Raw genomic sequence first — 24601 nt, 5'->3', positions numbered from 1 at the left:
TTTATACGCTACTATTCTTTTATTTCTTTTATCTGTAGTGACGGTAAGACCCTCTTCTTCCTTTTTGTTGTGGCATATTACCACTTCCAAGGCTATTAAATTTCCAACTAAAGCTTAACATAAAATAACGTTGCAATACAGTACCCTGACTATCCTGTATATAGTTACCTGTTGCTATACGCCTTGCGTTTGTATTTTGGTTAAGCAAATCATATGCTTTTAAAGAAACTGTACCACTATTCTTTAAAATAGAATACGCTAAAGTTGTATTCCAGAACCAAGCACTTTTTTGAAAACCTGGCCCTACATTTGGATTATATGTATAGTTAACATCATTACGCCATTCTAATTTTTTAGGCACAAAAGTAGCTGTTCTTATACCTAGAGTTTGATATTTAAAATCTTGATTATTAAACTGATCTAAATCGAACTTATTCTCTGTAAAAGATATTGAATATCTAGGTATAATCTCCATAACATCTTTCCAATTAAACGTAAGCTCTATAGAAGGGTTTAATGAGGTATTTGTTGCACTATATTTAACGTCATTATTAAAATTGATAGACTTATTAACGTTACCAAAAAATCCTACTCCAAATTTTAATGTTCTTAAAGTATCTAACCTTTTTGTTTTGCTTGCAAAAACATTACCCCTTGCGCTGTAGCCACCATTTACATTGGCATATGTTGTTCTTCGTACAAAGTCATCATTAATAGTTGTTTTAGCAACTACTTGGTTTTTATCAAAATTTAAACTAGCATAAGACCATATTGTTAATCCTTTTTGAAAATTGTGATTGCCAAAACCTAAATTTAACCTATGAGTAGTTGTTGGCTCTAAACTAGGATTACCAACTACGGTATTTAATGGGTCACTAACATTTTCAAAAGGTTGTAATTGGTTTAAACTTGGCGTATTATTATCTAAAGAGTAACGAGCAAATATTCTGGATTTAGGACTAAACCTATACGTAAATCTAGAATACAACTCTAAGGCTTCAAAATTACGCTTTAAGTTAAGTTCTGGTCTTAACGCATCTTTATTCTCTAATGTTCTATAAATATAACTACCTCCAAAGTTTAGCCTTAATTTATCTTTTTTGTAATTTATACGTAAACCAGAAGTGCTTCTGTAATTTTTATACTCAAAATCTGTACTTAAAGCTTCATTAAAATTGGTAAATTGTTGTGATGTGTTATCTAAATCAAAAGTACTTTTTACATCTTCGTCTTTATCGGACCTATAATCATATTTAAGATCCAAAGAAAGTTCTTCCTTTATTAACGGAATTCTATAAGTAAGTCCTGTATTAAAGGTTGTTGTTTTTTGCTCTCCATCTGTATATTGGTCTCTACTAATAGATTCTGCATTATCACCATATATTTCTGTTTGTGAATTAAGAAAGTTTTCTGTGTTAGCTTCTCTAATTCCATTAGTAACACTCACACGAATAAAAGAACCCTTAGACCCTAATTTTTTAGTAATATCTAAATCATTTCTAAAATTATTAGTTGTGCCTTCAGAAAAAGAATTAGAAGCTGACTCATTGGTAACAAAATTATCATCATTTCTAGATTCCTCCATACTTGTGTATGAACTTGTATTTTTTCCGTAAGTAAAAGTTGGTTCAAAATCTATACGAAGTGTTGAGTCTAACTCAACTTCTAATTCTAAATTAGCATCATGTTCATAGTTATCTACCACAGAGTTAGATCTAGAATCAGTAAAATACCTAGAGTCTGGCAAAATATTTTCACGCTGACTTGAATTATCATTCTCAGTATTACTTTCTTTATAAAAGTAATCTGCAGAAATATCTACTTTATCATTTAGCTTATCAGTATAATTTAATCCGGCATTTTTAGAAGTTGTTATTCCACTACCTGCTCCGCCGCCGCCAACAACACTAAACATATTACTTAAATCTCCAAAACTAAAACCAGCAGAATTAATATTATTACCGCCAAAGAGTAAGCTTAATCTTTGTTCGTTATCAAAAAGATTTACCATTGCAGCTGCTTCGTACCGTTCATCTGTACCGCCACCAGCAGAAGCTTTACCAAAAACTCCTTTGTTTTTTTCTTCTTTAATTGTTAGATTAATTGTTTTAGCATCAGACTCAGACTCCTCACCTGTAAATGCTTGCGATTTTGTTTTAGTATCTGTAATCTGTACTTTTTCTATAAGATCTTTAGTTAAATTACGAGTAGTAATTGTAGGATCGTCACCAAAAAAAGGTTTTCCGTTTACGTAAATATTACTAACATCATTACCATTTATTGTAATTTTACCATTTTCATCTACCTCTACACCTGGTAATTTTTTTAATAAATCTTCTACATTGGCATCCTTTTTTGTTTTAAAAGAATTGACATTAAACTCTAAGGTGTCTTTTTTTACAGTTACTGGTGCTGTAGCCTTGACAATTACCTCATCTAACAAATTTTCATCTGGTTGCAAATTAATTTGCCCTAAATTAATTTTGTTTTTTGCTACTGTAATTTTATTAGTATAAGTTTTGTATCCTATATAAGAAATAAACATATTTAAAGTAGCATCATAGGTTTTACCCTCTAATGTAAATGCTCCTTTTTGATCTGTAATTGTATAAGTAACTAAAGAACTATCTTTTACTCTTTGTAAATAAACAGTTGCAGATTCTAGTGGTTGGTTATTATCTGCTGTAATAATAGTACCTGTAACAGTAAATGGTTGTTGTTTTGATTGAGAATAACTAGTTAATGTGGTTAGCATTACTACTAGCGATAAAAATAATTTCATGTAAGTTTAGCTTAGTTTGATAAAAGCAAATGTAATTTTATCAAAAACTATCCTTCTTAATAAAAACCTAAAAAACCTACAACAACTCTTAAAATATATTAAATTTTGTAAAGATATTACTTACCTTAACTTTTTTTTGTGTTTTTCGCCTACTGGCAGAAAAAAAATTGAAGATACTGTCTTCTACAAGTTTAGCCGCATTATTAATACTATAATTTACACCCTTTTTAGGATTGTAAATTTCCAAAACATTATTTAACCCCATAACATTTAAGTCTGCCTCATTGGCATCTAACTTGCCACAAATAGCTACTACCGGAATACTATATTGGTTTGCCAAATCTACCACTCCTTTTACTAATTTACCATTGTTAGTTTGACTGTCAATTTTACCTTCTCCAGTAACTATATAATCTATTTTATTACTTTTTAATATTTTAGGAACCTCTGCCAACTCTAACAAAAATTTAATTCCACTAATAAACTCTGCATTAAAAAATGTTTTTAATCCGTAAGCAGTACCACCAGCAGCTCCTGCACCTGGAACAAATGAATGATCTAATAACAAAGAATGCTTAATAACCGAGTTAAAATACTCTAAACCTTTATCTAAGCTTTCTATATCTTTTTCTGTTGCTCCTTTTTGCTTTGCATACACTTTAGCTGCACCATTTTCTCCAAACAACGGATTGTCTACATCATTTACAGCATAAAATTTTATTCGGTTTAATATTGTAACCGTGGCATTACGTTCTATTTTAAAAACTTTAGACAAGTTGTCTCCTATTGGGTTAAGCAACATACCATCTTCATTTACAAAAGAGTACCCTAGTGCTGCAGCCAAACCCATACCAGCATCTGTACTTGCACTACCCCCTAAACCTATATAAATATTTGTAGCTCCTTTTTTAATGGCATCTTTTATAAGTAAACCTGTACCAAAGGTAGATGTATTTTTAGCACTACGTTCTTTTGCTTTTAACAACTCTAAACCAGATGCTTTTGCTAACTCTACGTAAGCTGTTTTGGTATCTTTATTTAATAAATAATATGCTCTTAATTTATCTCCTAATGGATTTACGGTGTCTACATATATTTTTTGCACCATAATTTTACAGGCAACAGCTTCTAAAAAACCATCGCCACCATCTGATGCTAAAATTGATTTAACAGAAGATGATTTGTCTACTCGTTGCAAACCATTAGTAATAGATTTTATTACCTCGTTAGCAGTAAGCGAGCCCTTAAACTTGTCTGGAATAACTAAATAATTCATACTAACTATATATATGGGGGATTAAAAAACTTAAAATTAGTATTAGGACAAAAAAGCCTAATAATATGTATACTTCTTTTATTAAAAAATCTGACTTTTTAGGGAATACATTTATTAGTAAACCAGTATTGCTTTTTTGCCACCCTGTTAGGTAACTTACCAAATAACTAATACTTAATGTGAGTAATACCCCAGTAAAGTTTAACCAAATCCAAAAAATATGTATTCCTAGATCTATACCTACAATATTCTGCATTGTTTTAGAAAAAATAAGATTTACCAAAACACCTATTAAAATACCTGCATTTATACCTTTATAATTTACTTTTTTAGAAAACATAGCTAATAAAAAAGTAACCAAAACTGGTCCGTAAAAAACAGATCCAATTGCATTAATAATTTCTATTACTGCACTTTTACTACCTCCAAATAAAAATGAGCTAGCCATACATACCAATCCCCAAAAGACTACTGACATTTTAGAAACTAACATGTATTTTTTTGATGATATTTTTTTATTGCCTCTTTTAAAAAAATCCTCAACTGTTACAGCAGACAAAGAGTTTACTGTAGAACTTAAAGTAGACATTGCTGCAGAAAGTATTCCCACCATTAACAAACCAATTAACCCATGGGGTAAATATTTGGTAATAAAAATAGGTATCATTAAATCTGCTTTGGCACCAGAAGCGGCATATTCTGCTGGGAAATACTTTTCTGTCATTACCGCAATATCATTAAAAAAGTCTGGAGCTTTTATTACTAACGTACCCACTACTAAACCAATTGTACAGTACAATAACACAACAGGAAAACGCAATAAACCGTTAGCCAGTAACAATTTACGTATTGTACCTTCATCTTTAGCAGATAGTAAGCGTTGTGCCTGTGTTTGGTCGCACCCATAGTAAGACGCATACAGAAAAAAACCACCTATTAACATTGGCCATAAGCCATACTCTTGCCCTTCTCCTATGCCCCAATTAAAATCTACTACCTGTAGCCTTTCTGTAGCAAAGCCTTCTCCTATGCCTCCGTGTGTATTTAGTAAAGACCAACCATAAAATAGGCACACAATTAAACCTACAAAAAGAATTATCATTTGTATGGCATCTCCCCACACAACAGCTTTCATACCACCTTGCCATGAATATATTATGGTTATTACACTTATAATTAATACAGTGTATACATAATCTATATCTAATACGGCTTGTAATATTATAGAAATGGTATACACCATTACACCAGTGGCTAACGCTCTACTTATTAAAAAAACAACACTTAAAATCATACGAGTAGAAGAATGGAAACGCCTTTCTACAAACTCATATATACTTACCACTCCAGATCTAAATAAAGGAGGGACTATAATGACCATTATAAAAATCATTGCAAGGGGAACAGCAAATTCAAATGTTAACCATTTCATCCCTCCTCCTAATTTTAAACCTACAAAAGCAGGTGCAGATATAAAACTAATAGCAGACAATTGTGTGGCCATAGTAGATAGGCTTAAAGGAAACCACCCTAAGCTTTTACCTCCTAAAAAGTAATCGCTAGAATCTTTGTTTTCCTTAAAAAAATAGCCCATTGCCAAGAAACCAAAAAGGTAAAGCCCAACAATTGCATAGTCTATATAGTCCATACTCTGTTTAATTAATTATTTAAAAAATCTATAAGCAGTGCAGCACTCCATGAAAAATTATCTCCTCCATACCCTGCATTTTCAGTTCCTTTTTTACAGTTAAAGTACTCGTAAAAACCATATTTTTCAATAAGTTCTATTGAGTCTTCTTTTACGCGCTCTGCAATATTGTTGTATTCGTAGTTTTTTAATCCATTAAATAAAATCCAGTTCATATTAATCCAAACAGGACCTCTCCAGTATTTTTTAGGATCAAAACGATCGCTTTCTGGATCAAAAGAAGCACATAAGTATTTGTCTTCTCCTCCAAACTTTGTCATCATTGTATTTACCAGTATATCTGCTCTTTCTTTACTTGGTATATTAGCATACAATGGCGAAAAAGATGATGATGTTACAAAACTTATAGGCTTATTTTTTCTTAAATCATAATGCACATACGCACCCAATTCTTTATCCCAAAGTTTTTTATTAAATCCTTTTATACTTTTTACTTGCCATTTTACAAGTTGTGCTATTTTATCATCATTATCACCAATAAGTGTATACAAGTTAATTAATGCCTGGTTAGACTTTATTAACATAGCATTAAATAATGGGTCTATTACTAAAAAAGGAGATAACTCTGCTATTTTAGCATCATTGTAGTTGTTTTCTTTTGCTATTTCTATAATGTACAAGTAATGGTCATACTCTCTTTTACTTGGTCTTTGTGAGGCATCTACGTGTGTAGTATCTCTACGTTCAAAAGTATACTCTGGCGGATTCATAGTTTCCCAAATATCATCCCAAATAGGAGAGTTATCTGTACCTGACTCCCAATTGTGGTAAATAAATACCAAGCCTTCATCATTTACATCTCTATTTTCATAAAAATATTTATGATTGTCATAAACCTTATCTATTTGGCTCTTAATATAGCCAAACATATCTTCTTTGTCTTTTGCTATTCTGTACATTTCTTCTAGCACAAAACCTGTTACAGGAGGTTGCGTCATTCCTGTAGATTTGTATTTTTTTGATGATACAGGACTTAAATCAGACCTGTGTACATCTGCTCCTGGAAAGTAGGTATCGCTTTCGTTATGAAAAACAATGTGTGGTATAAAACCATTATCCCATTGTGCGTCTAACAAAGTTGCTATTTCTTGCTTTGCCTTTGATACGTCATAATAAGCCTGACCTATAGCTATAAAACCACTATCCCATTTCCATTGAAAAGGATACAACCCCTTACACGGAATTGTAAATCCTCCTGGTTGAAAATTTTCATCTAATACATTAATGGCTTGCGATATTAACCTCTCTTTCATAAAAAAATGTTGAATTAAACACACTGGCGGCACTGACATCCGCCAATGTGTTTTTTAATAATTATAAACAAAAAACTACTAACTTAAAATTTGAATGTTGCGTTTAAAAATACTCTTGTTGGCAACACTGGACGGCCTACAAAAAACTCCTCATCTGTTTGGTTGTTACCTAACCTTGGTGAGCCCTCTGTAATACCATCTGAATTAAAAAGATTAAATACCTGTGTACCTATTCTTAATGTTTCTCCTTCTTCACTTAAACTAAAAGTATATCCTAAATTAAGGTTAGAAATACCTATTGCGTCTAATTCTATTGTATTTATTTCATTAGTAAACTTTTTACCTGTGTAGTTAAAATCAAAACTAGCATCTAGCTTAGCATCATCATAACTAAGGCCTAAAGCACTAATAACGTTTGGTTGTCTTCTTAACTCGTTTCCTTCTATAGCAGGGTCATTTTCAGATTTTGTAATCTCATGATCTTGGTATGTAAAAGATCCTGTAAAAGCAAAGTTATCTGCAAAACTCCAGTTCCAAGTACCCTCAAAACCATATGTATTAGAATCTTGCTTATCTACTTCTTCTATAAAACCACCATCTGGAGCATTAACAAAGCTAACAGAGCGTCTGTCTTTTAAACTAACATCATATATTGCTGCTGTTGCAGAAAAACCAGGAACGCCGTATTTAATACCTAACTCTCCTTGAAAGATTTTTTCTGTATCATATGAAGAAGGATTTCCAAAATCATCAAACTTTGTACCTCTTAATTCAGGAAAGAAATACCCTCTAGAAAAGTTACCATAAACACTTAAGTTATCATTTACTTTATATAATGCCGCTGCTGCCACTGCAAAATCATCTGCATACACATGGCCTCTTGTATAACTACCATCTCCCCAAGTAACGTTATCTAAACCTGCTATACCTGTATTATCTACTAGGTATGATGTTGTACCTTCATTTTCTATATCACCAGAAGCTCTCTCATATCTAATACCAAAATCTAAATTCCAACGGTCTAGTTTAATTTCATCTGCTATAAAAGCTGCTATTTTATTACTAGAAATATTACGGTTTGTATATGCTAAACCTCTGTTTGTAACTCCGTTTACACTATAACCAGAAACATTTACTAAGCTAGGTCTGTTATTGTATTCTCCTAAATACCTTGTTATAACATTAAAATCTCCTGCCTCTGATCTAGAAAAGAAAGTACCAAAAGTTAGGTTGTGCACGCCTGCTGTTTTGGTTAGTTTTATATCTGCCATAAGCTCACGCAAAGGTCTATCTCTATCTAAAATTCTGTTTTCAAAAAGCAGAGCATCTGCAGCTAAAGGCTGCCCATTTAAGTATGTAAAATCTCCACTTGCCAAGCCTCTTGCATCTAAATACTCTTGTTGTGTTTCTACAACTTTAGCTCCGTCTACACCACTACCGTCTAAAAACAAATTAAACTGGTGCGCATATTTAGAGTAACGTAGTTTTGCATCTAGTTTAAAGCTACTATCAAACCCATGTTTAAAGTCTGCCATTATGTAAGATCCTTTAGTAGACACACCATCTTGTATTGGAGATGTGTAAATACCGTCTGGAGTTCTGTAAGATATGTCTTGAGCTGCAGCTGTTTGTAGCGTAAAAATTTCGTTGCCATCATTACCATAAGGTCTTTCTCTAGAGCCACCTTCTAATGGGTAAGGCAAGAAAAACTGCACCTGATCATCTATATATTGACCAGAAATTGTAATTGAACCCTTTTCTGTTACGTGCTTAATATTACCTCTTAATTGAAAACCTTCTGTTGGTAAACCTGTAATAATTGGTCCTTCATCATACCTGTAAAACCCAGATAATGCATAAAAGGTTTTAGAATCTTCACCACCTAATGGACCGCTAGTAACAAAATCTGCTTTGTACCTAGAGTTGCTACCAAACTCGGTTCTTAATGTAGTTTTTTGCTGAACTGTACCAGTAATACTTGTATAGTTTATAATACCTGCAACAGAACCTACACCATATAATATTGATGATCCACCACGTACAAATTCTAAACTTTTAATACCTATATCGTTCCTAAAATACACATCATGTGCAGATGAGTTTAAACCAAATGTACTTAACACTGGCATACCGTCTATTTGTAATGGGTTAAACTGGTATTGGCCACCAGAAGGCAAACCTCTAACAAAAATGTTAGATGCTACCTCACCACCACCACCTTCTGCGGTAATACCCGGTACACTACGTAGCACATCTGCCTGGCTACTTGTATTTACTTTTGCCAATTGTTTTGCCCCTAAAGAGGTTACAGATAAAGGCGTTTCTTTTTGAGATCTTTTTGTAGATGTTGCTGTAAGTAAAACCTCATCTAACTGCTGACCATCTGCATTTAAAACAAAGTTTAATGTAACTGACGATCCAGATAAATTAACTGTTTTTTCTACTGTAGTATATCCTATATAGGTTACTCTTACTATTTGCGAACCACTTAAACCAGTGCTTAACGTATAGTTTCCATCAAAATCTGATGTTGTTCCTTCACTTGTGCCTTTAATAATAATGTTTGCTCCATCTATTGGAACACCGTCTGCATCTTTAACCGTACCAGAAATATCTGTTTGACCAAACACTCCTGTAACGCTAAAAATTAATGCAAATGTAATAATTAAGTTTTTCATTTTGTTGAGTTTTTAATAATGTTAAGTTTGTAGTCAGTTATTTACATAATGTACAATTGCAAAGTAAATTTATAACGATAATCGTAATATATAAGCAATTTTATTACAAAAACATAACGCAAACGTTTGTGCAATCGATTGCATAAATGCTTTTTTTTGACTATATTAACTTACAAACCCCAAAGTAAATGGCTAAACAAGGAAACATAACGTTAAAAGAACTGTCAAAAAGGCTAAATGTATCTGTATCAACAGTTTCTAGAGCATTAAATAATCATCCAGATATTAGTCCGGCTACAATTAAAAAAGTACAGGACCTTGCTAAGCAGTTAAACTATATACCAAACCTTTTTGCAAAAGGTTTTAGAGCTAAAAAAACAAATACATTAGGTGTTGTAGTACCAAACATTTGCCATATATACACCTCTACCATTTTAAAAGGCATTTTAACCCAAGCAGAATCTTTAGGTTACAGAGTTATTATATCTGAATCTAAAAATAATGAAGAGAAACAGATAGAAATGCTAAAAACTATGATACAGTTTGGAGTAGATGGTGTATTAATGTCTTTGGCTAGAAAAACAAAATCTATGGATGGCATTTTAGGTATTTTAAACCGTATTCCTTTGGTGTTGTTTGATAAAGTGTCTGATAAGATCCCGTGTTCGCAAATTGTTATAGATGATGAAGAAGCGTCATATAATGCTATTATGCACTTAATTGGACTGGGTAAAAAACGAATTGCTATTTTAAAAGAAACAGAAAACTCATACAACTCTGAAAAAAGATTTAGTGGTTACAAACGTGCCTTAGCAGCTTCTAATATTACGTTGGATGACACTTTAATTTTTAATGCTGAAGCTGTTTCGTTAGAAAGTGGAAAGCGAATAACAAAACAAATTGCAGCTATGGAAACTAAACCCGATGCCATTTTTGCTATTACTGATAATGCAGCAATTGGAGCCATACAAACCTTAAAAGAGCACAATATTAAAATTCCTGATGAAATTGCTGTTGTAGGTTTTAGCAACTCTACAAAAGCAACAATTATATCTCCTAGCCTTACAACCGTAAACCAACCAGGAAGTAAAATTGGCGCAACTGCTGTTAATTATTTATTGCATGAAATATTAAACCCAAAAGAAAATATGGTAACCAAAACCATAGAGGTAAAAACAAATTTAGTTGTTAGAGAGTCTACCTTTAAAGGATAAACCACTAACAACTAAAGTTTTATTCTAAAAAAAATAAATTCTTTACTTTTTTCTCATAAATAAAGAAATAGGAACTCCTTCAAAATTAAAATTCTCTCTTAATTTATTTTCTAAAAAGCGCTTGTACGGGTCTCTTACATATTGTGGCAAGTTACAGAAAAATGCAAACTGCGGGTAAGGAGTTGGCAATTGCGTACAAAATTTAATTTTAACAAATTTACCTTTATATGCTGGTGGAGGATTGTTTTCTATAATAGGCAACATAACATCATTAAACTTACGTGTTTGTATTTTTCTTGCTCTATTATTGTATACCTCAACAGCAGTTTCTATAGCTTTAAAAATACGTTGCTTAGTAAGTACTGATATAAAAATTATAGGCACATCTGTAAAAGGTGCTATGGCTTGCTTAATACGTGTAGTGTATTCTTTTATGGTATTTGTTTCTTTGTCCTCTACCAAATCCCACTTATTAACTAATATAACAATACCTTTATTATTACGCTGTGCTAACCAAAAAATGTTTTCTACCTGACCATCAAAACCACGAGTGGCGTCTAGCATTAAAATACAAACATCTGCGTGCTCTATTGCTCTAACAGAACGCATTACAGAATAAAATTCTAAATCTTCTTTTACTTTGGCTTTTCTACGTATACCTGCAGTATCTACCAAATTAAACTCAAAACCAAATCTGTTGTATTTTGTATCTATACTGTCTCTGGTAGTACCAGCAACATCTGTAACAATATACCTCTCTTCACCAATTAAAGCGTTTATAAAAGAAGACTTACCGGCATTTGGTCTACCAACTACAGCAAACCTTGGCAAATCATCATTCTCTGTTTCTTTTTCTGGCAATACTTTTACAACCGCATCTAATAAATCTCCGGTACCACTACCGTTAATACTAGCAATAGTAAAATAATCTCCTAAACCTAATGAATAAAATTCTACGGCATCCTCTGCTCTTTTAGCATTATCTACCTTATTAACTACTAAAAAAATAGGTTTATCTACTCTGCGTAACAACTTAGCAACATCTTCATCCATACCAGTTACACCAGACTCTACGTCTACCATAAAGACAATGGCATCTGCCTCATCTATAGCTAATTCTACTTGTTTATCAATTTCTGCTTCAAAAACATCCTCACTTCCTAATACGTACCCACCAGTGTCTATTAGAGAAAACTCAACCCCATTCCAATCACTTTTACCGTAGTGACGATCTCTTGTAACACCACTTACAGCATCTACAATTGCTTCTCTACGTTGAATTAATCTATTAAAAAAAGTGGACTTCCCTACATTTGGTCTTCCTACGATGGCAACAATAGCACTCATTCTCTTTTATTTTTTTGCAAAAGTACTATTAATATCTGAAGAAAAACAGTATCTTTTTGTTTACTATCTATTTACATAATGAAAACTTTACCCAACAACCTTGTTTTACGACCCAGATTTGTTCTAAAATTAAACTTATCTAGCTCTTCAATTTTAAATGAATTTGAACAAGCTACTAGCAACAGTATAAATTGCCAAAGGTTAGATATGCATTTGTATTTAAAAATAAAACCTAAAAACATTCATTTTTGGTCTCCTCAGCTTCATTTAGAGGTAGAAAACATTAACAAAGACAACTGCAAAATATATGGTGTTTTTGGACCAAACCCATCTCTCTGGACATTTTTTATGTTTATTCATTTTAGTGTTGCTATTGCATTTTTAGTTTTTGCTGTTTGGGGATACACCAACTGGTCTTTAAACAAATCTTACTTTTTACAGTTAACATCTGTATTTTTTATGGCTGTAATATGGGTGTCGCTCTATATTTTTGGTCGTATAGGAAAACAAAAAGGTAAGCCACAAATGAAAGAACTTTATAACTTTATGCAGCAAACTATTAACAATTACTCCTCACAAAAAAATCCTTAACAACTACAAAAATGTAGTATTAAGGATTTAGTGTTTGTAGAATATAAATTATACTTATTTAACCTCGTAAATAGATACAGTGTTAGAAACCTCATTGGTAATTATCACTAAATTTTCTCCAGACGGACTATCATCTGCAGATACCGTTAGTAAGCCTTCAGGTGCTACATCACTACCATTAAAAATCCAGTGTACATATTCTGGTGCCGATGGGTTACTAATATCATAAACCATAACGCCACCTGTACGCTCTAAACCAACAAATAACAAGGTAGCATCTTCAATTTTTAAAGTTGCAACCGATTCTGGCTCAGCTCCTTTATCATCACTTCTACCATCTGCCTCTCCTTCATCTGCATTAAAATAAGCAGGATTAACTTCTAACGTTTTTCTTCCAATAGCATCTCCACTATCATAAACTAAAGAACCATCTGTATTCCAAATTGTAAAAGATCTTGCTCCGTAAGAATATAGCTCATCAAAATCACCATCGTTGTCTGTATCACCATTTGCCGTAGTAATTTTAAGTCTGCCTAAATTTTCATCTAACTGAAGATCTGCTGCATTAGGAAAAACTGTAGGATCTAAAGTTACATCCTTAACACGCTCTTCTTCAGAATACCCATCATAATCTCTAGAGTCACCTTCATTAGCAGAAATAATATAACCTGCTCCGTTTATAGATGCATACGTTATAGCATCTGGCATATAAAAACCTTTTACTGGCCAGTTTTTAAAATTACCAACAATATCATCTTTATTACTAGCATCTAACATATTATCTGCCAGCATATGGTCTTTTACGCCTAAACCAAAAACCTGAGTAATACTTTTAGAGTTTAAGTTAACTACGGCTATACCATTATTTTCTTGTAAAGAAACGTAAGCAAACCTACTGTCTTTAGAAACCGCTACATACTCTGGCTCTATATCTTGTGCAACAGTTGCACCAGGACCAAATACTCTAAAATTATCACCTATGTTTTGATTGTTAAAACCAGCAAAACCTAATTGTACAACTTCATTCTTTTTTAAATCTACAACAGTTATAGACCCTTCTGGATCTACAGTATAATCATCATTTGGCTCCCCTTCATTAGCAGATATAATGTAATTACCATCTGGACTAAAAGTTACCATATCTGGTAAAGCACCAGTTGTATAGGTGTTTTCTAAAGATTGTGTATCTGTATTATAAATTGCAATTTGTCCGTTTGCTTGTTTATTAGCATTCTCTACTGCAACAGCCAACAAACCATTATAAGTAGCCACACTATTTGGTGTGCCTGTTAATGCTATAGAGTTTAATTTAGATGGCGACTCAGGAGAAGATATATCCCAAACAGATACCTCATTATTATTAGGATTTACAACAAACAGTTTTTTAGAAACCTTATCATAGGCACTAATTTCTGCAAAACCTTCATCTCCGGTTCCGTTGGTAAAACCACCTACTCTGTTAAATGTTAAGGCAGATGTGTCTATAGGAGTATCACCGCCATTGTTATCGTCTTTATCACAAGAAACAAATAGCGCAACAAATAATGCGGCGCTTAATACATATTTTTTCATTTTCTGGTTGATTATATAGTTCTCCCAAAAATGATAATGTAATATAACTTTATTGTAAACTTAAAAACAAAGAAAGGTTAGCTTTTAGCCTTTATTGTAACCAAAACGTTTTAACTGGTTTGCATTGCTACGCCAATTTTTATTTACTTTAACGTAAAGCTCTAAGTGTACTTGCTTGTCAAAAAACTTTTCTAAGTCTTTACGTGCCTCTACACCTACTCTTTTTAAAGCAGAACCTTTGTGACCAATAATAATACCTTTTTGCGAATCTCTTTCTACCATAATTACGGCACGCATTCTAATAATATCTTCGTCTTCAAAAAACTCTTCGGTATCTATTTCTACAGCGTAAGGAACTTCTTTTTTATAAAATTGAAGTATTTTTTCTCTAATAGTTTCGTTTACAAAAAAACGTTCTGGCTTATCTGTTAACTGGTCTTTAGGGTAGTACGCAGGAGACAGTGGCAACAGCTCTATAATTCTAAGAAAAACCTCTTTTACATTAAAGTTCATTAAGGCAGAAATTGGGTGTATTTCTGCAGTTGGCAATTGCTCTTGCCAATATTGTACTTGCTCCTCTAGTTTTTCTTGCTCAGAGGCATCAATTTTATTTAATAATAATAGTACCGGTATTTTACTATTTTTCAACTTATTAAAAAATGCTTCATCTTTTAATGCTTTTTCTCCTATTTCTACCATATAAATAAGAATATCAGCATCTTCAAAAGCAGTCTTTACAAAATCCATCATAGAACTTTGCAATTCATAAGCTGGTTTTATAATACCAGGTGTATCAGAAAGTATTACCTGAAAATCATCACCATTAACAATACCCAAAATACGGTGTCTTGTAGTTTGTGCTTTAGAGGTAATAATAGACAGTTTTTCGCCCACAAAGGCGTTCATTAAAGTAGATTTACCCACATTTGGGTTTCCTATAATATTTACAAATCCGGCTTTATGAGTCATTTTACTATTTTATCATTTAAAATGCAAAGGTACACTATTGTACGGCTTTACTATAATGCAAACCCTAAAATTAAGTATAATATAATTGTAATAATACCGCCAATTAATGCATATGGTAACTGTGTATTTACATGATCTATATGGTCACTGGCAGAAGACATTGACGATATTATAGAGGTGTCTGATATTGGTGAACAATGATCACCAAAAATACCACCACCTAAAGTTGCTGCAATTACTAACGTTATTGGTGCTTGGTGTACCTCTGCCATTGGTATTGCTATAGCCATCATTATTGCAAATGTACCCCATGATGTACCTGTAGAAAATGCTATAAAAGAGCTAATTACAAATATTATGGCTGGTAAAAACTCTGGAGACAACCAGTCTTTAGACCATTCTGCTACAAATTTACCTGTACCCAACTCATTACAAGCATCGCCAATTGCAAATGCCAATAACATAAGTAATGCTAATGGCATAAGCTCACTAATACCTTTTAAAACCAAGTCTATCATTTCTTTGGTTTTCATTATTTTTTGAGACCTGTACAACACCATTGCAACCAAAATAGCGGTTAATACTGCGTATAACACAGAAGAAGATCCAGAACCTTGACCAATTGCTTTAAAAATATGGTCTGATGTTGATACAGCATCTGTAACATTACCCCAACCAGTGTACACCAAGTTTATTGGCATCATAAATACCATTGTAGCCAAAGGAATAATCATATTATACGCCTTTGCTTTAATACCCTCTTTAGGTGCTAACGAAGTAACCTCACTAGATAGCATAGGTTTAGAATTGTCGTTTAAAAGCTTACCTGTTTCTCGTGTTCGTTTTTCTGCTTTGGCCATAGGACCAATATCTTTTTTAAACACAATTACAATTATTACTATTGCAATGGCTAAAATGGGATAAAAATTATACGCTACAGATGATAGCATTAACCCAAACGGATTGTCTAATCCTTGTGTAACCAACAAGCCCATAATAAAAGCTCCCCACGCATTAAAAGGGATTAATATAGATGATGGCGCAGAACTAGAATCTGCTATATACGCTAGTTTTTCTCTTGGTATTTTTAATTTATCAAAAACAGGTCTGTACAACGTACCTACTGTTAATGAGCTTATACTGGTTTCTACAAATAACAAAATACCTGTAAGTAATGCTAGTAACTGTACAATTACTCTGCTGTAGCCTTTTTGTTTTTTCTCGAAATATACAATTACTTTGTTAAGCTGATTTATAAAGCCCTCTACACCTTTTGAGTACTGAATAAATAAGAGCAACGCACCCACCAAGGCACTAAACATTATGGTTCTTGTATTGCCCTCTGACTTAAATACGTTAACCATACCTTCTATGGCGCTTAAAGTACCCGTTAAAAAGTTCCAATCGTTTATAATTATCCAAGAAAACCAAATACCAAAAAGCAAAGCTATGTATACTTGTTTGGTACGTAATGCTAGTACAATTGCAATTATTGGAGGTAATATTGATAGCCAACCGTAATTATCCATAAAAAATAGGTTTAGTAAAGGTTTTATAAAACGTTACAAAATAGTAAGATTTTATAGAATACTAGCTGTTTTAGGCGTCAAAAAACACACTTAAAAAATGCTAAATAAATATTTTTTAGAATTATTTTGATTTTGGCTTGTTAGATAGAAAAAAGGTTGTATATTTGCAGTCCGAAATATGACAGTCAGCAGTTATGAACTGAAAGTTAAAAGCTAAGTTGTTTATTTTGGAAACGCAAATCGCGGGATAGAGCAGTAGGTAGCTCGTCGGGCTCATAACCCGAAGGTCACTGGTTCGAGTCCAGTTCCCGCTACAAAGTTTAAAAGCTTCACAGAAATGTGAAGCTTTTTTTATGCGCTAAATTTAAATGGGTGCTTCTACTCTATTAATTTGTTTTACACATACTTTCTATTTACACTTAAAATAGAAAAGTTACTCACCATTAATTTTATACCATTTATAAATAATTGATGCCCAATTACACATATCTGTAATTACAATAAAAAAAATAGTTTTACATTGTAAGAAAATTAAGCGCTAATAATAGAAATATGCGTTTATTACACCAATATGGGGGAATAAACGCAATAAATTGCGTTTACTAACTAGCTGGCAATAATTAAAAAAGAAAATGAACGTAACTAAAATTATAATAAAAAACCTTTATGGCTATCTAAATAAAGAGATTGAGTTTAACGACGATATCAACCTTTTAGTTGGAATCAATGGTTCAGGAAAGACAAGTGTATTGAATGCTCTAAATTGGCTTTTAGTTCCTTCATTTCAGAATCTATGCGTAAATGAATATGACAAAATAGAAATTGATTTTAACTTTCAAAAAGAAAATTACAAAATAGTAAGTCGACAAAACACTAAAGAAGTAACAATTGATTTAAAAAACCTTTCTTCTGGTTATGATTTTCCACAAATTCAAGCTGATTTTAAAATACATCCAAAAAAGTTAAATAGAAAAGATAGCTTAGTAGAAAAATTATCACTTGAATATGCTGATCTTACAGCTGAAAAGCATGAAGAAGAAACTTGGAATTTTCTTTTTAGTAAAATCCCAAATCCAATAGTTATTGGTTTAGATAGAAATTTATTTACTGAAGAAGGTGACGAAGTGTCGTACCTAGAAGACCATAATGGAGTGATTAGAAAACGACTTTCTAGCAAGGGTCAAGGGGTTAAAAGTCCTCTAGAAAAAGTAATGAGATTGTCAGGAACGGAATATATGCGTTTTAAAAATAAAATTCTTGACCTAAATAGAAGACTTAATGATAAAATAATGCTCTCTTCGTTTGAGGAAACTGTAACAAACGATACAATAAGTGAAATACTAAAATCACCTAGAATACCATTAAAGCAAGTCGAATCACTAGAAATTAAAGTTAAAGAATATTTTCAAGAAAATATACTAGACCGTAAAAGAGCTGGTTCTATTAGGCAAAAACATGAAAAAGAATCCTTTGATAAAATTGAAAGATATTTTTCTAACCTAAAAGCTATACTAATTCAAGTTAATCAAGAGAAAAAAGAAGGTTTAGACATTTTATACATAACTAATCTAAATCAATTTAGAAAAATCAAAGAACTAATAAAAGACTTTGAAGATTTTGAAAATAAAAGTAAAAAGTTTTTTGAACCATTAAAACAGTATCTCGATACTGTGAACTTATTCTTAAAGGACTCTTCAAAAGAATTATATTTCGACAAAAACACGTCAAGATTAAAGTTTAGAATATTAGATAAAAATTCAAAATCAATTAAAGAAAATAGAGAAATTGAGAATCTCTCTTCTGGAGAAAAACAGATATTAATTCTATTTACTTACATAAAATTCAATAATAAATTAGGTAAGTTATTTATTATTGATGAACCTGAATTATCATTACATCCAAGATGGCAAGAAAACTTTTTAGATGGTATTAAAACAATTATGCCTGATAATACACAATTATTATTTGCAACTCATTCACCAGCAATTGTTGGTAAAAACAAGTCTTATTGTAAAGTTTTATTACCGTATTAAATGATAACAATCGAAGAAAGCATACCTACAAGAAATACAAATTATCGATTAGCAGAAGATATTTTCTATTTACAATTTAATGAAATTTCTTTTTTCATAGAAGATGAAGACCAAGAAAATTTCTTTTTCTGTATTTTAAAAAACTTATTTCCTGATATCCAAATTGACAAAATTTTTCCTTTAAATAGAAAAGAGAATGTAATAAATGAATCAAACGAAAATATTGGAAATAAAAAAAAGGTTTTTATAGTTGACAAAGATTTTGATGACATCCTCAATAAAATCAATAATAATGATAATTTATTCTATCTAGATAGGTATTCTATAGAAAACCACCTAATAGAAAAAGATGCAATAGTTGAATATATTATTGGAGAAAAGCCAAAATTAAAACGAGCCGATATAAATAATCTATTTGATTTAGAGGCAAATATTCAAAACATCAACAATAAATTAAGCGAGTTAATCCATTTACATTTAGTAGTACAAAAAAAATGTTCTAGAATAAAGAATATTTCTTTAAATCATGAACGATTTTTCGATTTCAATAACGGTGACTTTTGTCTAAAACCTGTTCAATTGAATCGATATAAGTTAGATATTCAAACTGAACTAAGTAATATTGATGGAAGATTAAAACTAACATCACAATTCAAGAAAGTAAAGGAAATTGTAAACATTAACAATAATCAATTATGTATCAAACATGTTCCAGGAAAGTATCTTGTTAAAATGATTAAACAAGTAATAGAATCTCTATTTGGACTAGTATCAAGAAATGTTGAATCCTTTTGTTATCGTCTTTCAGGAAATTGTTCATTCACAAGCCTTAATGGGTTAAAATTATCAATTGAACAATATATTGAATAAATAACTATTGCCTAACAAAGTACTGTGGTAAAAAACAAGTAAAAACTCATAGACTCTAAAACAAGTTCTATGAGTTTTTATGCGCTAAATTTAAGTAGGCGCTTCTACTCAATAAAATAAAAAATCAATGTTTATTTTTGTTTTTAATTAAGTAAAGATAAATTTGCTTTATGGAAGACAAATTACAGTTACTAAGACAACATTTTGAAGAAATCGTTTCTTTAACTGATGAGGAGTGGAACTTTGTTAAATCGCACTTCGAATTTAAAAGTCTTAAAAAACACCAATTTTTAATACAAGTAGGGCAACCTGTAGATTTTGAATATTGGATTATTAAAGGCTTGGTAAAAGCGTATTCCATAGACGAAAAAGGCAAAGAACACATTCTTCAATTTGCTATGGAAAACTATTGGGTTAGTGACCATTGCGCTTTTCAACATCAAGAACCAGGTACTATTTTTGTAGATTGTCTTGAAGGTTCTGAGTTTTTCTGTTTGTCTTTAGAGAACAGGGAAAAAATTTGTTTTGAAGTCCCTGCCGTTGCCAACTTTTTCAGAATTAAATCCAACCACGGTTACATCAATTTGCAACAAAGAATCTTGTCTTTGCTTACAATGACCGCAGAAAGTAGGTATGAGTACCTCTTAAATAAGCTTCCGAAATTAATACAACGCGTTCCTAAAAAATTAATCGCTTCTTATTTAGGCGTATCCAGAGAGACTTTAAGTCGTTTTAATAGCTAAAAGTGACCTAAATCACTTTTCCATATTGATATACATCACAAAAAATCCGTGATGTATGTCCTCGCACACCCCTTTGTTTTCATAGAATTTTGTATCGAACAATTAAATACAATGTACTATGAAAAATACAAGAACACTTTTTCTATTATTTACAGTAATTGCCATAGGTTTTAACGCCTATGCGCAAGAAGACAAAAGACCGTTAATGGGTAACTCCTACGGTATTATCAATATTGATGAATACGTAACACTACTTCCTAAAGACCACAACGGTATCATCAAAGACATCAGATTAATAGACCGTGAGCACGCAGGTGTTAGAATCTTCAGGTTATATGATGAAGTACCTATGCACTACCACGCAAAATCTGATGCCTACCTCTACATTTTAAATGGCAAAGCAGAATTTTATGTTGCCGATAAAGGTCCTGTTGTTGCAGGAAAAGGCGACTTATTATTTTGGGGAAAAGGTACAGCACACGGTAACGGAAAAATTTTAGAAGGTCCGTTAGACGTTCTCGTTTTTGACGCCATAGCCAGAGACCCAAGCGATGTTATCTGGGTAGACCCATCAACGCAAAAGAAATTTTTAGGCAACTAAGTAAATCATATTCAATTTTTAAAAACAATAATGATGAAAACAGTAACAATTATAAAAACAGTCTTGTTTGCATTTGTAATGAACTTTACACTATTAGCACAAGCACAATTAGAAACTATAGCAACGTTTCCAGAATCTAGACCAGGGAATATAACAGTGTCTAACGACGGAAGAATATTTGTAACAATGAGTGCCTTAAGCGCTTCAAAATATATGGTGAAAGAAATTTTGCCTAATGGAGAAGCCATTCCGTTTGGAGATAAAGAGTGGATTGTAAAACCAGAAAACGGAAGTATAAAAGGGATTAATTCAACCATCGGAATTCAAGCTGATGCTAACGGAATCCTTTGGGTGTTGGATATGGGTAACATCAAACAAAACCAGGCACCAAAATTAGTTGGATTTGATTTGGTTACCGGTAAGGTCACAAAGGTTTTTCCTATTCCGAATACAGTATTGTCTTCAAAACCTTTTTTACAGGATTTTGTGATTGATGTAAAAAACAACACTGCTGTAATTGCAGATATGACCGATGCTTTAAATCCGCCAATTGCACCTGCTTTTGTAGTGATTAACTTAGAAACAGGTTATATAAGACGCGTTCTGGAAGGGAATGCATCATTTTTGCCGGCTGATGAACCAGTGAAAATTCACGGTAGATTAGTCTCTCACAAAAGAAAAGACGGTACTACCATTCAACCAAGATATCCGTTAAATCCAATTTCTATAGATGACGAAAACAAGTACATCTACTATGGTGCAATGGGAAACACTAAAATTTATCGCATTCCGTCTGCTGTTTTAGCGGATGAAAGCAAGCAAGATAGCGACCTTAATAAATACATCGAGTTTTATGCCAATAAACCAAAATCTGACGGATTTAAAGTGGGTGCAAACGGTAAAGTGTATGTCACCGATGTTGAAAATTCAGCTATTGTAGAAAGTACACCTTCTGGAATGAAAACCATTGCGGAATCTAAAAAAGACCTGTCTTGGCCCGATGGTGTTGCCATACACGGAAACTACTTGTATATCGTAGCTAATCAACTTCATAATCTGCCTTTGTTAAATGAAGGAAAAGATGCTAGTAAACCGCCTTACTTGGTGTTAAAGATGAAGATTGAAGAGTAAGTATCTCTAAAAAAAACAAGTGATGTATGCGCAGTGTTAAATGTGACATACATCACTTTGAAATGGTGATGTACATCCTCGCACACCCTTTGCTTTAATCGGAAATTTGTATCAGAAATTAAAAAAACATAATAAAATGAAAACAATAGTAAATACTTTAAAAATAATAGCGTTAGCAGCTACATTTTTCACTGCTTTAAGTACAAACGCACAACAAGTACCAACGTCTCCTTACGGAGCAGACGATGAAATTGGTGCACTTAATCTTTTAAATGAAGAAACGGTTTTAGATGCCGTAAAATTGGTTAAAAAAGGAAAAGTATACCGCTTAGGAATGGTAGTAAATGCACAAACTGCAGCTTTCCGTCACAGATATTTTCATATTGAAACGTTACAACCAGAAACTGCTGCTGTAGGTTCTAATAAATTCACCTACGTAGATGACCAATTAATTGGTTGGACAGGTGTTGGATCTCAAATAAACGGATTGGCACATTATGGTAGAGACAATGTGCATTATAACGGACATAAAGTAGAAGATTTTTTAACCGTTTCTGGTGTGAAAAAGTTAGGTCTAGAAAAATTACCTCCAATTGTAACTAGAGGTATTGTATTAGATATGCGCTCATATTACAATCAAGATATTGTAAAAGAAGGCACTGTTTTTACAGTAGAAGACATTGAAAAAGTAGCCAAAAAACAAGGCATTGAAATCCGTAAAGGAGATGTGGTTTTGTTTTACACAGGATGGACCAAATTAATGGGTAAAGATGACAAACGTTACCTAGCTGGCGGACCTGGAATTGGTACGGAAGCTGCGCATTATTTAGGTGAAAAAGGAATTGTTGCAGCAGGTGCAGACAACTGGTCTTTTGAAGCAGTACCACACGAAAATAGCGCACTGTCTTTCCCTGTAAATCAAATGATGGCAACTGAATACGGTGTACAAGTATTGGAAAATATTCTTGTAGATGAGTTGGTTGAGGATAAAGCCTGGGAATTTCTTTTTGTATTAGGTCACCCTTTATATGAAGGCTCTACGCAAGTACAAATAAACCCTGTTGCCATTAAATAACAAAAACGATTAGAAATTATGGAAACATCAACAATACATAGAGATACTACGGTAGCCAAAAAGAAGCGTCTACCAGTAGCATTATGGGCATTGACCATAAGTGCATTTGCTATAGGAACAACGGAATTTGTAATTGTAGGTTTATTATCTACCGTTGCAAACGACCTAGGCACATCATTAACATCAGCAGGATTATTAGTAAGTCTGTACGCCATTGGTGTTGCCATTGGTGCACCAATATTAACTGCCTTAACTGGTAAAATTCCAAGAAAACAATTACTAATGGGTATTATGTTACTATTTATAATTGGTAACGGTTTAGCAGCTATCTCACCAAGTTTTGAGTTGTTGCTATTATCTAGAGTGGTAACAGGTTTTACACACGGTGTGTTCTTTTCTATTGGGTCTACCATTGCAGCTAGTTTGGTGCCAAAAGATAAGCGAGCAACAGCTATTTCTATAATGTTTGCAGGTCTTACTGTGGCTATTGTAACTGGTGTGCCTTTAGGAACATACATCGGTCAGAATTTTGGATGGAGAGCTACTTTTATTGGTGTTGCCCTTTTAGGATTAGTAGGTGCAATAACTAGTTTAGCTTTGGTTCCTAAAAACATAAAACAATCGGCTCCATTACGCCTTATTGATCAATTAAAGGTGATTAAGAATCCGTCTATTTTATTGGTGTTAGCCATTACTGCATTTGGTTATGGTGGTACGTTTGTAACTTTTACTTATTTAACACCGCTATTAGAAGAAGTGACTGGTTTCTCTTCGGATATGACTAGTGTATTTCTTTTAATTTATGGTATTGCCATCGCGATTGGGAATATCATTGGTGGTAAAGTATCTAACAATAAACCAGGAAAAGCATTATTGGTAATGTTTGCTCTACAAGCCATCGTATTGTTTGTGTTATACTTCACCGCTTCAAGTCAGATTTTTGCTATTGTAACCTTGTTTTTTATGGGAATATTAGCCTTTTCAAACGTACCTGCATTGCAATTATACGTCGTAAAAATGGCTGAAAAATACTTGCCAGGAACCGAAGATGTAGCATCAGCCTTAAACATTGCAGCTTTTAACGTTGGTATTGCTATTGGTGCTTATGTAGGCGGTATGGTGGTAGAATCGAGCTTAGGTATTGAAGCGACTCCTTGGGTTGGTGGTATTCTAGTAATTGTGGGATTCTTATTAACCTTAGTATTATTCAAAAAAGAAAAAATATAAAT

General features: G+C 32.6%; 18 protein-coding genes and 1 tRNA gene. 10 read left to right on the top strand and 9 right to left on the bottom strand.

Annotated features, from left to right (window positions below; translation table 11 throughout):
* Positions 1-28: 28 nt before the first annotated feature.
* The 5 genes from JM80_RS06950 to JM80_RS06930 form a co-directional block, all read right to left on the bottom strand.
* Entirely contained in the window at positions 29-2782 is a 2754-nt protein-coding gene (locus JM80_RS06950) for a TonB-dependent receptor (protein ID WP_144709575.1), read from the bottom strand.
* Between the two features lie 88 nt (positions 2783-2870).
* Positions 2871-4058: a glycerate kinase gene (locus JM80_RS06945; RefSeq protein ID WP_144709574.1), complete on the bottom strand. Its 1188-nt coding sequence runs from the start codon at positions 4056-4058 to the stop codon at positions 2871-2873.
* 1 nt (position 4059) lies between these two features.
* Positions 4060-5706, bottom strand: coding sequence for a sodium:solute symporter (locus tag JM80_RS06940; RefSeq protein ID WP_144709573.1), 1647 nt, complete (start codon positions 5704-5706; stop codon positions 4060-4062).
* Positions 5707-5717: 11 nt separating this feature from the next.
* Complete coding sequence (locus JM80_RS06935) at positions 5718-7019, bottom strand: trehalase family glycosidase (protein ID WP_034646437.1); 1302 nt, start codon at positions 7017-7019, stop codon at positions 5718-5720.
* A gap of 83 nt (positions 7020-7102) precedes the next feature.
* A complete protein-coding gene (locus tag JM80_RS06930; RefSeq protein WP_144709572.1) occupies positions 7103-9697 on the bottom strand; it encodes a TonB-dependent siderophore receptor in 2595 nt (864 codons plus the stop codon).
* A 188-nt stretch (positions 9698-9885) separates the two neighbouring features.
* Between JM80_RS06930 and JM80_RS06925 the strand changes: the two genes are divergently transcribed.
* Entirely contained in the window at positions 9886-10911 is a 1026-nt protein-coding gene (locus tag JM80_RS06925; RefSeq protein WP_144709571.1) for a LacI family DNA-binding transcriptional regulator, read from the top strand.
* Between the two features lie 42 nt (positions 10912-10953).
* On the opposite strand, the gene der is transcribed toward JM80_RS06925, so the two are convergent.
* Positions 10954-12258 (bottom strand): ribosome biogenesis GTPase Der, encoded by a 1305-nt coding sequence (der, locus tag JM80_RS06920; protein WP_013620287.1) that lies wholly within the window; start codon positions 12256-12258, stop codon positions 10954-10956.
* A gap of 78 nt (positions 12259-12336) precedes the next feature.
* Between der and JM80_RS06915 the strand changes: the two genes are divergently transcribed.
* The gene (locus JM80_RS06915; protein ID WP_144709570.1) at positions 12337-12849 is read left to right on the top strand and encodes a GTP-binding protein; all 513 of its coding nucleotides are present in this window, start codon (positions 12337-12339) and stop codon (positions 12847-12849) included.
* A 54-nt stretch (positions 12850-12903) separates the two neighbouring features.
* Here the strand turns inward: JM80_RS06915 and JM80_RS06910 are convergent, their stop codons facing one another.
* The 3 genes from JM80_RS06910 to JM80_RS06900 form a co-directional block, all read right to left on the bottom strand.
* Entirely contained in the window at positions 12904-14421 is a 1518-nt protein-coding gene (locus JM80_RS06910) for a choice-of-anchor I family protein (RefSeq protein WP_144709569.1), read from the bottom strand.
* An 84-nt stretch (positions 14422-14505) separates the two neighbouring features.
* Positions 14506-15390, bottom strand: coding sequence for a GTPase Era (gene era / locus JM80_RS06905; RefSeq protein WP_013620291.1), 885 nt, complete (start codon positions 15388-15390; stop codon positions 14506-14508).
* Between the two features lie 50 nt (positions 15391-15440).
* Positions 15441-16919 (bottom strand): Na+/H+ antiporter NhaC family protein, encoded by a 1479-nt coding sequence (locus JM80_RS06900; protein WP_038504830.1) that lies wholly within the window; start codon positions 16917-16919, stop codon positions 15441-15443.
* A 241-nt stretch (positions 16920-17160) separates the two neighbouring features.
* Here JM80_RS06900 and JM80_RS06895 point away from each other — a divergent pair.
* The 8 genes from JM80_RS06895 to JM80_RS06860 all read left to right on the top strand — a co-directional run bounded on the left by JM80_RS06895 (position 17161) and on the right by JM80_RS06860 (position 24599).
* Positions 17161-17233: transfer RNA gene (locus JM80_RS06895), tRNA-Met, on the top strand.
* A gap of 318 nt (positions 17234-17551) precedes the next feature.
* Complete coding sequence (locus tag JM80_RS06890) at positions 17552-18952, top strand: AAA family ATPase (protein ID WP_144709568.1); 1401 nt, start codon at positions 17552-17554, stop codon at positions 18950-18952.
* Positions 18953-19822 carry a DUF4435 domain-containing protein gene (locus JM80_RS06885; RefSeq protein ID WP_144709567.1) on the top strand — a complete coding sequence of 290 codons (870 nt, stop codon included), beginning with the start codon at positions 18953-18955 and terminating at the stop codon, positions 19820-19822. It abuts the gene before it with no gap.
* Positions 19823-19992: 170 nt separating this feature from the next.
* Positions 19993-20565: a Crp/Fnr family transcriptional regulator gene (locus JM80_RS06880; RefSeq protein ID WP_144709566.1), complete on the top strand. Its 573-nt coding sequence runs from the start codon at positions 19993-19995 to the stop codon at positions 20563-20565.
* A gap of 118 nt (positions 20566-20683) precedes the next feature.
* Positions 20684-21166 (top strand): cupin domain-containing protein, encoded by a 483-nt coding sequence (locus JM80_RS06875; RefSeq protein ID WP_144709565.1) that lies wholly within the window; start codon positions 20684-20686, stop codon positions 21164-21166.
* A gap of 33 nt (positions 21167-21199) precedes the next feature.
* A complete protein-coding gene (locus JM80_RS06870; protein WP_186439759.1) occupies positions 21200-22297 on the top strand; it encodes an L-dopachrome tautomerase-related protein in 1098 nt (365 codons plus the stop codon).
* Between the two features lie 136 nt (positions 22298-22433).
* Positions 22434-23372, top strand: a complete 939-nt coding sequence (locus tag JM80_RS06865; RefSeq protein ID WP_038504844.1) for a cyclase family protein — start codon at positions 22434-22436, stop codon at positions 23370-23372.
* 18 nt (positions 23373-23390) lie between these two features.
* Positions 23391-24599 carry an MFS transporter gene (locus tag JM80_RS06860; RefSeq protein ID WP_144709563.1) on the top strand — a complete coding sequence of 403 codons (1209 nt, stop codon included), beginning with the start codon at positions 23391-23393 and terminating at the stop codon, positions 24597-24599.
* Positions 24600-24601: the final 2 nt, after the last annotated feature.

The organism is Cellulophaga sp. RHA_52 (genome assembly GCF_007827205.1).
In the GTDB taxonomy this organism is placed as follows: domain Bacteria; phylum Bacteroidota; class Bacteroidia; order Flavobacteriales; family Flavobacteriaceae; genus Cellulophaga; species Cellulophaga lytica.
The sequence above is the reverse complement of the archived record's forward strand: the minus strand, read 5'-3'. Positions and strand labels throughout refer to the sequence as shown.